Annotated in this window: 10 protein-coding genes and 1 pseudogene; 7 read left to right on the top strand and 4 right to left on the bottom strand. The window is 69.6% G+C overall.

Annotated elements, in window-relative coordinates; translation table 11 throughout:
* On the top strand, positions 1-417 hold a 417-nt coding region (locus VAE46_RS08465; RefSeq protein ID WP_322796493.1), incomplete at its 5' end, for a hypothetical protein.
* Positions 418-456: 39 nt separating this feature from the next.
* A complete protein-coding gene (locus VAE46_RS08460; RefSeq protein ID WP_322796492.1) occupies positions 457-813 on the top strand; it encodes a hypothetical protein in 357 nt (118 codons plus the stop codon).
* Positions 814-863: 50 nt separating this feature from the next.
* On the opposite strand, the gene VAE46_RS08455 is transcribed toward VAE46_RS08460, so the two are convergent.
* Together VAE46_RS08455 and rimI are read right to left on the bottom strand one after the other, a co-directional pair.
* Positions 864-1,415 (bottom strand): dihydrofolate reductase family protein, encoded by a 552-nt coding sequence (locus VAE46_RS08455; protein WP_322796491.1) that lies wholly within the window; start codon positions 1,413-1,415, stop codon positions 864-866.
* A 17-nt stretch (positions 1,416-1,432) separates the two neighbouring features.
* Entirely contained in the window at positions 1,433-1,996 is a 564-nt protein-coding gene (gene rimI / locus VAE46_RS08450; RefSeq protein ID WP_322796490.1) for a ribosomal protein S18-alanine N-acetyltransferase, read from the bottom strand.
* A gap of 103 nt (positions 1,997-2,099) precedes the next feature.
* On the opposite strand from rimI, the gene VAE46_RS08445 reads away from it, so the two are divergent.
* The 5 genes from VAE46_RS08445 (at position 2,100) to VAE46_RS08425 (ending at position 7,156) form a co-directional block, all read left to right on the top strand.
* Positions 2,100-2,696 (top strand): PilZ domain-containing protein, encoded by a 597-nt coding sequence (locus tag VAE46_RS08445; RefSeq protein WP_322796489.1) that lies wholly within the window; start codon positions 2,100-2,102, stop codon positions 2,694-2,696.
* 471 nt (positions 2,697-3,167) lie between these two features.
* Complete coding sequence (locus tag VAE46_RS08440) at positions 3,168-4,604, top strand: DUF4838 domain-containing protein (protein WP_416223957.1); 1,437 nt, start codon at positions 3,168-3,170, stop codon at positions 4,602-4,604.
* Between the two features lie 50 nt (positions 4,605-4,654).
* Positions 4,655-5,134, top strand: a complete 480-nt coding sequence (locus VAE46_RS08435; protein ID WP_322796487.1) for a MerR family transcriptional regulator — start codon at positions 4,655-4,657, stop codon at positions 5,132-5,134.
* A 57-nt stretch (positions 5,135-5,191) separates the two neighbouring features.
* A complete protein-coding gene (gene moaA, locus VAE46_RS08430) occupies positions 5,192-6,199 on the top strand; it encodes a GTP 3',8-cyclase MoaA (RefSeq protein ID WP_322796486.1) in 1,008 nt (335 codons plus the stop codon).
* Between the two features lie 60 nt (positions 6,200-6,259).
* Positions 6,260-7,156, top strand: a complete 897-nt coding sequence (locus VAE46_RS08425) for a hypothetical protein (RefSeq protein ID WP_322796485.1) — start codon at positions 6,260-6,262, stop codon at positions 7,154-7,156.
* A gap of 213 nt (positions 7,157-7,369) precedes the next feature.
* Here the strand turns inward: VAE46_RS08425 and VAE46_RS08420 are convergent, their stop codons facing one another.
* Positions 7,370-8,644 (bottom strand): LLM class flavin-dependent oxidoreductase, encoded by a 1,275-nt coding sequence (locus VAE46_RS08420; RefSeq protein WP_322796484.1) that lies wholly within the window; start codon positions 8,642-8,644, stop codon positions 7,370-7,372.
* Positions 8,645-8,746: 102 nt separating this feature from the next.
* Positions 8,747-9,055 (bottom strand): annotated as a pseudogene (locus VAE46_RS08415) (hypothetical protein); the annotation flags it as partial.

The raw sequence follows: 9,055 nt of genomic DNA, 5'->3' as shown, positions 1-9,055 counted from the left end.
CTGGCGCGATTTCGACGGCGCAGGGTGCAACGGGACGTGGCGCGGATGATCCGCGAGGGGGTCGGCGTCTCAGAGGGGCGGTGGGCCCTGGGCGGGCGGGCAGAGGCTGGCGCTCTGGCGGGGGAGATCGCGGCGTGGGCGCGGGAGAAGATGGCGGGGATGCGGCGGCCGCGCGGCATCGACCAGGTGGTGCTGGCGCTGGCCTGCCGGGACGCGGCCGGGACGGTCGTCTGCAGCGGGAGCCTCGGGGTGGTAAAGCCGGGGCTGTTCTATGAGGAGACCGGCGAGCGAAAGCTGCGGGAGTTTCTGGAAGGTGCCGCCGGGGTGGTGGGGCCCGGGGACGGGGAGGTGCTGGCGGCCCTGCTGCGGCTGGGGGAGATCGCCTACGCGCTCGAGGGCGGTGCTGCGGCGGCCTGAGCGGTTGCGGGTGTGCTGGAGGGGGGTAAACTCGCGAACATGACGCGTGTGGCGAACCCCCAGCGGGCGAAGGAACGGATCGAACGGCAAATCGAGCGGATCGGGCGGCTGCGGGGAAGCGGGCCAAACCCGTTCGACTATGACCTGTGGGATGACCGGACGGTCGAGATCCTGGAGGCGACGTTCGGGAGCGGTTCGGAGGAGCTGGCGCGCTACTACGAGGCGGCGGGTAAGCGGGGTCGGCTGCCGGGGGTTCGCGGGCAGGCGGAGAACATGACGCTCAATATCCACGGGCCGTGGGGCATCCTCGCGCGGCTGGACCGGGCAGAGCGGGTGTTGCGGGAGCTGGCCGAGGAGCTGGGCCGGCAGGCTTCGGAGCAGGGCGCGACGGCCTGAGGCCGGGCTGACCGGCGCGCGCTGAACCAGGGCAGCGTGACAGGCAACGGTCAGGGGTTCGGCAGGCGGTAGCGGAGCTCGGCGAAGGGGCCGGCCTGGCGGGCGCTGCGCAGTTCGAGCGGCGGCGAGGAGATGCGGCGCGGAAGGAGCGGCATTCCGCTGCCCAGCGTGACCGGAGCGAGGGTTAGCACCAGCTCATCGAGCAGGCCGTGATCGGCGAACTGGCCGGCGAGGTCGCCCCCGCCAACGATCCAGATGTCGCGGCCGGCGGCCACGCGCACCATTTCGGCATGGACCGGGCGGACGTCGCCCTGGACAAAGCGGAGGTCGGCGCCCGGGATTCGCGGGAGTTCACGGTGGGTGAAGACCCAGGCTGGCTGCTGGTAGGGCCAGGGCTGCGGTTCGCCGCTCTGCGATGTCGCCAGGTGTTCGGCGACCCAGAGGTAGGTTGAGGCGCCCATGGCGAGGGCGCCGACGCTCGCGATGAATTCTTCGTAGCCGGGGGCTTCGGCGGTATCGAACTGGAGGAGCCAGGAGAGGTCGTGGCCATCGGCGGCGATGAAGCCGTCGACGCTGGCGGCGGTGTAGTAGATGGTGGCCATCGGCGTGCTCCAGGGTTTCAGGTGGGGGAAGGGCTTTGGAGGTGGCGGAATTCGATGCGGGCAGGGAATCGCCGGAGGAGCTCCGCGCGGAGACGTTCGAGGCGCCGCCGGTAGGCCGGGGAATCGAGACGTTCGGTGGTCATGATGATGGCATCTTCGTGGTTGTCGGCGTAGTAGCGCTTGCGGACGCCGACGTCGTAGAAGCCGTAGGTGCGATAGAGCGCGCGGGCCGCTTCGTTGGAGACGCGGACCTCAAGGGTGACGGAATCCATGGCGGCCTCTGCGGCGAGTTCGACCAGGCCATGAACGATGAGGCGCCCGAAGCCGAGACGGCGGTATTCGGGGCGAACGGCAACCGTGACGATATGGGCCTGGTCGACCATGAGCCAGAGGCCACCAAAGGCGACGATGGCGCCCTGCGCGGCCGGGCTCCGGGCGACGAGATAGCGGGCCATCGTGTTGGCGGTGAGCTCGCGCTCGAAGGCGGTGGTGGGCCAGCCGGAGGTGTAGGCAGCGCGTTCGACGGCGATGACCTCGGGGATATCGGACGGGGCCATCGGGGCGAGGACGGGGGACTCCACGGCTGGATGGTACGCCATCGACGGCGAAGGGTGGATGACAAGGGTGTGACGGCCACCGGGCAGGGTAAAGGTCCGGGGCGCGTCGGCCGATACCCGTTTCGAGATGGAGAGGCAGCCCGGGCCGGGGACGCCGGTCACGGTGGTGCGGCGGGGGGACCCGCCGGCACAGTGGGCGGGCGAGATCGCGGCCATTCGCGAGGGTGGCGTGGCGGTGCGTGTGGTCGATGGGCCGGCAGAATGGGATGCGGGCGCACGGTATTCGGTGGTAGCGCTTGCGGAGGGGGCGAAGCTGGTGCTGGCTGCCGCGTACCTCGCCCGGAACGAGCGGGCGGTTGCCTTCCGCGCGCTCGGGCCCTGGCAGCGGCTCGAGCAGCGACGGCATCCGCGGTACCCGGTCGACCTCCGGGCCGAGGTGCGGTCGGTGCTGGGGAACTCCCGGCAGGGGGGGCGGGTGGTGGATATTTCGCTGGGGGGCATGGCGGTGCGGGTGCCGGCGCGCCCGGGTGGACGGCAGGTTCGGGTGGGGGTGACGGCCGGGGTGTACAGCAGCGAGCTGCTGTGCACGATGGTCGGGACGGAGGAGCAGGCGGACGGTGTGTTGCTGCGGCTGGCGTTTGCGGAGCTGTTGCCGACGCAGCGGGCATTCGTGCGGCAGCTGATTGCCGGGCTGGAGGAGGCGTCCCGACGGGCGGCGAGCTAGCCGGGATGCGAGTCGCGGGCCAGAATGGGCGACGTGTCGGGCACGATTGACCCCCGCGGCTGGACGGTGACGCATGACGGGAGCGAGGCCGCCCTGGCGGCGGCGCTGGAGCTGCGGGCCGGGCTGCTGAGACTGGAGGCGGCGGCGCTGGCCGGCGGGGGCGAGGGCGTGATCGAAGTCGCCGAGGACGCGTCGCTGGCAGCTGGCACGGCCAGGGTCGGGGCGGAGGCGAGGCGAATTCTGTTGGAGGGTTCCGACCGGCGGGCGCTGCTCGACGGTGCGGCGTGGCTGCTGGAGCGGGCCGGGGTGCTGGCGCTGCGTCCGGGCGCCCTGACCACGGCCGAGGGGCCCGGGCTTGCGCCGGGGGTGTACGAACTCCGCCCTCCATTCGCCGAGCGGACGCTGATTCTTGGCTGCGACGGGCTGCATGCGGACTGGCGCGAATGGCTACGGTTTGCGAGCCGCAATGGCCTGAATGGGCTGTTCTTCCACGATACGCCGCCGTCCCGGTGGGGTCGCGAGCCCGGAGCCCGGCGGCCGGCGACCCGCGAGGCGGCCGCGGCAGACGGGCGGGGCTGGCTGTTCGAACTGTGGGATGCGGAGGGTGATGCGATTCGGACGGAGGCGAGGGCGCTGGGGCTGCGCCTTGAGTTCGGGGGGCACCACCTCTCGGCGCTGGTGCCGCGGGAGCGGTTCGCGGAGCAGCCCGAATGGTTTCCGCTGCGGCGCGGGCGGCGGGATGGCCGGTTCAACCTGTGCACCTCGAGCGCGGGCGCGCGGGCCGAGCTGCGGGCGAACGCTGCCCGTTTCTTTGCGCGGTTCGCCGGGGCGGATGTCTACCATCTCTGGGCGGATGACCTGCGCGGCGGGGGATGGTGCGAATGCGGCGGCTGCGTTCGCCTGAGCCCCTCGGACCAGGCGCTGCGGGCGGCCAATGCGGCGGCAGAGGTGCTCGGGGGGATGGCCCCGGGGGCGCGGCTGGCGCACCTGGCGTACCACGACACACTCGCTCGGCCGGGGAAAGTGCGGCCGCTGGAGAATGTCGATGCCCTCTGGGCGCCGCGCGCCCGGTGCTACGCCCACGCCATCGATGACCCGGGGTGCCAGCGGAACCGGGAGCACCTGCAGGAGCTGGAACGGCTGATCGCGTGGTTCGGGGGCCCCGAGCGGGTGCGGGTGTTCGAGTACTACAGCGATAGCATCCTGTTCAAATGGATGGCGCCGCCGCACCTGGAGGTAGTGCCGGCGGACCTGCGGGCCTACGGTCGGCTCGGGGTGCGGGGCGTACAGGACCTGGCGGTGACTCCACGTCCCTGGTGGGGCCCGACCTGGCACGCCTGGTGGTTCGCGCGGTGCGCCCGGGAGGGCGGAGGCAACCCGGAGACAGCGCTCAGTGCCTTTTGCGGCGCGGCATTTGGGGATGCAGCTGAGGCGTTTGCGGCGGCGTTTCGGGAGCTCGAGACGGCCTGCCGGCTCCTGCTGGAGCGGGGCGAGCTCGAGCCACGGCGGGGGTACGACGTGCTGGACTACGGGGATACCCCGCGGGAGGGGTTGCGGGCACTGGCGGGCCGTGCGCGCGATGCGCTCAACCACTTCGGGGCGGCGGCGCGGGCTCTGCCGCTGGGAGTAGGCGGTGAGGCGCTGGCACAGACTGAGGAGTTCGCGCCGACGGTGGCGGCGGGCATGCACCTCGCCGAACGGGTGCTTGCGTGGGATGCGGCGCTCCATGGCGACCGCGAGGGTTCGGCATCGCACCTTGCGCTGGCGCGTCTTCACCTGCGGGCGCTGACAGACTGGTACCATGCCCATGCGAGCCCGGCGTTCGGGAACCTCGGCGAGGGGATGCTGGACGCTGCGCGGCGCCGGATGGATGAGATTGCGGCGCTGGCCGGGCTCACCGCTGGATGAGCATCCAACCTTGACGTGTACGTCAACGTAGGTAGACTGGGACAAGAGCCATGAGTGATTCGACGAGCCAGGAGCGGTATTTCCAGATTGGCGAGGCCGCGGAACGTGCGCAGCTGACGCAGCGGACGCTGCGGTACTACGAGGAGAAAGGGCTGCTGGCGCCGCCGACGCGAATGGAGGGCGGCTTCCGCCTGTATTCGGAGCAGGACATCGAGCGGATCGAGCGGATTCGGCAATTGAAGGAGCTGCTGGGGTTTTCGCTGGCGGAGATCAAGGAGATGCTCGATGCCGAGGATGTTCGGCTGCAGATCCGGGCGGGCTGGCGGGCCGACGCGGATGCGGCGGAGAAGGCGGAGAAGATCCGGAAGGCACGGGAAGTGACGCTGCACCAGATCCAGCTCATCGACCAGAAGATGGCGAAGATGGCGAGCATGCGCGACGAGCTGGCGGAGCGCATTAAGAAGTACGACGAGGCGCTGCTCCGGTACGGCGAGGGCGCGGTGGCCGAGGGCAGCGGCCAGGCGGGCTGATCGCGGGCGCTATGCTGGCGCGGGCAGTGCGGCGGCGAATCGCGTAAGCTTGGGGTCGTGACGCTTTCGGACCGGCTGGGGCGACCGCTTCGGGACCTGCGGATTTCGGTCACGGACCGGTGCAACTTCCGCTGTGTGTATTGCATGCCGCGGGAGGTGTTTGGGCCGGGGTATGCGTTTCTGAAGCGTGATGAGCTGCTGACCTACGAGGAAATCACGCGGGTCGCGCGGGTGCTGGTAGAGCTGGGAGTCGAGAAGATTCGCATTACGGGCGGGGAACCGCTGGTGCGGCGCGACCTGCATGAGCTGGTGGCGCGGCTGCGCGTCATCCCCGGGCTGCGCGACCTGACGCTGACAACGAACGGCAGCCTCCTCGCGCAGCAGGCGAAGCGGCTGGCTGAGGCCGGTCTGCAGCGGGTCACGGTTTCGCTTGATTCGCTCGACGATGCCGTGTTCCGCGCGATGAACGATGTGGGGGTCGGGGTGGAGACGGTGCTCGAGGGGATCTCGGCGGCGGGCGAGGCGGGTCTCTGGCCGATCAAGGTGAATGCAGTGGTGAAGCGCGGGGTCAACGATCACACCGTGGTCGACCTGGCGCGGTATTTCAAAGGCACGGGCATCATCGTCCGGTTCATCGAGTTCATGGACGTCGGGGCGACGAACGGCTGGAAGCTGGAGCACGTGGTCACCGGGCGGGAGATTGTCGAGATGATTGACCGGGAGATGCCGCTGGAGCCGGCGGAGGCGAACTACCGGGGGGAGGTGGCGCAGCGCTGGCGGTATCGCGACGGGAGCGGGGAGATCGGCGTCATTACCTCGATTTCGCAGCCATTCTGCGGGGACTGCACGCGGCTGCGGCTCTCGCCGGAGGGCGAGCTGTTCACCTGCCTGTTCGGTGCGAAGGGGCACGACATTCGCGGGCTGCTGCGGGGCGGGGCGAGCGATGAGGAGCTTCGGGAGCGGATTGCGGCGGTGTGGCGGGCCAGGGAGGACCGGTATTCGGAGCTGCGGACGGCGGAGACAGCGGGGCTGCCGAAGGTGGAGATGTCACACATCGGCGGGTGAGACTGGCGAACGGCGTTCGAATGGCGTAGGCTCCCGGCATTCTGATCTGGAGGTGCCGGGATGACAACCCGGGAGTCTGCGGGCCTGCGGGCTGAGAACGGCGTGCTGGCGGGACCGATGCGGCAATCGGTGAACAACTCGCGGAATGCGAAGGGCTCGATTCACGATGACGCGACGGCATCGAGGCTGGGGTTCCGGGGCGGCACGGTGGCGGGCTCGATCCACATGGAGCTGTTCCCGCCGCTACTGCGGGAGGTGTTCGGGCAGCGCTGGTTCGAACGGGGGACGCTCTCGCTGTACTTCCTGAACGCGACGACCGACCGCGAGCCGGTGCGGGCCTTCCTTCGGCTGCCGGAGGGAAGCGCGCGGGACGCGCAGGTCGAGGCCTGGGTGGAGCGCGAGGACGGGATGCAGGTGGCGCAGGGCACGGCCTCGGTCGGTGACCCCGGGGTGCCGACGGCGCTGCTGGCGCGGCCGCTGGACCGGTTCGAGCCGGGCGAGCTGCGGATCCTGGCGGGGATCGAGAAGGGGACGCGGTTCGCGCCGGTGCGGGTGGTCTGCCCGCTGGAGGAGCAGGAGCGGCGGCTGCAGGTGACGACGGAGCCGATGGACTGGTACCGGGGTGAGGGGTCGCCGTGGGGGCGGCCGCCGGTGATGATCGCGCCGCTGGTGCAGATGCTGTACGCGAAGAGCGTGGGCACGGTGCGGGCGAACATCCGGGCGGTGGGGCTGTTTGGCGCGATCGAGGTGCGGAACGTGAACGGGCCGGCGCTCGTTGGTGAGGAGTACACCTGCACGGGCGAGGTCATCGCTGTGGGGCAGAGCCCCAAGACGGAATATTTTTGGTTCGAGACGGGCCTGGATGACGCCGGCGGCCGGCGGGTAGCGGAGATGCGAATGCTGCTGCGCTTCATGAAGGCGTCGAGCGAGCTGTATCCGGAGCTACGGGCGGAGTAGCGAGTAACGCGGCGAGGCCCGGAGAGCTGAAGCGCCGGCCGGCGGAAGGAGGAACACCGGCCGGCGCCGCCACTGCCGAGGGGTTCGGCACGAGCACTCTACCACGACTGAGATAGAGTATCAATAGTTGCGAACGACCTACCCGCCGGGTGGAGCGGGCGGTAGAGGGGGAGGACTGCCGGGGCGGGCAGTCCTCCCCGCAGGGGCCTGCGGTTAGTCGCCGCCGACGGGGGTGGCGAGGGGGGAGCGGAGGGGTCGGACCGGCTCTTCGATGGGGCGGGCGCGCTTCTCGGGCGGGAGCGGCTTCGGGTACCAGCGATCTTCGAACTCGTTGAACTTGTCGCGGAGGTGGGGCATGACGCGCTCGGCGAACATCTGGGTGTTGTAGATGGCGAGGTCGCGCGGCATGGAGCCCATCTGGAGGAGGAGCATGAGGTGGCCAATGCGGAGGTTATCGGCGAGTTCGTTGAGCTTTTCGATGACGTAATCGGGGCCGCCGGCGATGACGTAGCCCTGTTCGACGAGGCCCTCCCAGGAGAGCCGCGCCTTGGCGTTTTGCTGGGCCTGTTCGAACTGGGACTTGATGCCGGCCTTGACAGTGCGAAGGGTGCGGTAGCCGGGAGCATCTGCGAAGCCGGGGAAGACGTGGAGGCAGCGGTTGTAGAAGTAGTCGATGTGGGGCCAGTAGAGCTCTTTGGCCTCGGCGGCGTTTTCGGCGACGCAGACGACCTGGGCGAAGCCGGCGTGGTAGGGGTTGGGCTCGATGCCCTTGTCGCGCATGCGTGCCCAGAAGCCGTCCATGATGGCCTGAGCGCGCTTGTAGCCGGAGTAGGAGAGGTAGGAGTAGAGGTAGCCCATATCGGCGCACCACTCCCAGGTTTCGATGGAGCCGCCGCCGGGGATCCAGATGGGCGGGTTGGGCTGCTGGAGGGGGCGCGGCCAGGGGTTCATGTAACGAATCTGGGTGTATTTGCCGTTGAAGTGGCTGACGCCCTTGTTGTGCCAGGCCTGCATGATGAGGTCGTGGGCTTCGTAGTAGCGCTCACGGAGCTGGGCGCCGGGGACGCCGTAGGCGAAGTTCGTGTCCATGCTGGTGCCGACAGGGAAGCCGGCAACGAGGCGGCCGCCGGAGAGGATATCGAGCATGGCGAATTCTTCGGCGACGCGGAGGGGCGGGTTGTAAAGGGCGATGGAGTTGCCCATGACAACGATGGCGGCGCGGCTGGTGCGGCGGGTGAGGGTGGCCGCCATGATGTTCGGGCTGGGCATCAGGCCGTAGGCGTTGGCGTGGTGCTCGTTGACGCAGATGCCATCGAAGCCGACCTTCTCGGCGAATTCGAGCTCATCGAGGTATTCGTGATAGACCGCGTTGGCCTTTTCGGCGTCGAAGAGGCTGTAGTCGACATCGACCCAGACGGAGCGATGCTTCTGCTGGAAGTCATCCGGGAGGTACGGCCACGGCATGAGGTGGAACCAGTGGAATTTCATGGAAAGGGCCTCCTCTGGGTGAGCTGGGCGGGCGCGGGATTTTCGCCTGTCCCTAACGGTTCGGGGAGTATAGCAAGTTTCGAGCAGCGAAAACGGCCGGGTTCAGGGGAGTTCAACGCTCACGGGGATGAGCTGGGCACCATCGCCGACGGTGTGGCCGGTGGGGAAGACGCGGCCCTCGGCGGCGACGGCGAGCGCGGCCCCGGGGCGGTTGGCGCAGGATTCGCCGCCGGCGTAGAAGTCGATGCGGAAGGCGCCATCGATGTTGAGCACGGTGGGGCCCGGAACGCCATCGAAGAGGAGCACGATTTCGACGGTGCCGGCGGGGGCAGGGACACCGGCCCGGGTCACAGCGCCGGCGACGCGGCCGGATGGGAGTGTGCCGGGGCCCACCGAGCCGGGCGGGCAGTA

It is taken from the genome of Tepidiforma sp. (assembly GCF_034433535.1).
Classification (GTDB): Bacteria; Chloroflexota; Dehalococcoidia; order Tepidiformales; family Tepidiformaceae; genus Tepidiforma.
This window is presented reverse-complemented; position numbering and strand designations above follow the sequence as displayed.

Bases quoted from the DNA above. Each gene is read 5' to 3' on its own strand.
- VAE46_RS08460 (WP_322796492.1), top strand. From the start codon at position 457: ATGACGCGTGTGGCGAACCCCCAGCGGGCGAAGGAACGGATCGAACGG.
- VAE46_RS08445 (WP_322796489.1), top strand. From the start codon at position 2,100: ATGGAGAGGCAGCCCGGGCCGGGGACGCCGGTCACGGTGGTGCGGCGG.
- VAE46_RS08420 (WP_322796484.1), bottom strand. From the start codon at position 8,644: ATGAAATTCCACTGGTTCCACCTCATGCCGTGGCCGTACCTCCCGGAT.
- VAE46_RS08455 (WP_322796491.1), bottom strand. From the start codon at position 1,415: ATGGCCACCATCTACTACACCGCCGCCAGCGTCGACGGCTTCATCGCC.
- VAE46_RS08425 (WP_322796485.1), top strand. From the start codon at position 6,260: ATGACAACCCGGGAGTCTGCGGGCCTGCGGGCTGAGAACGGCGTGCTG.
- VAE46_RS08435 (WP_322796487.1), top strand. From the start codon at position 4,655: ATGAGTGATTCGACGAGCCAGGAGCGGTATTTCCAGATTGGCGAGGCC.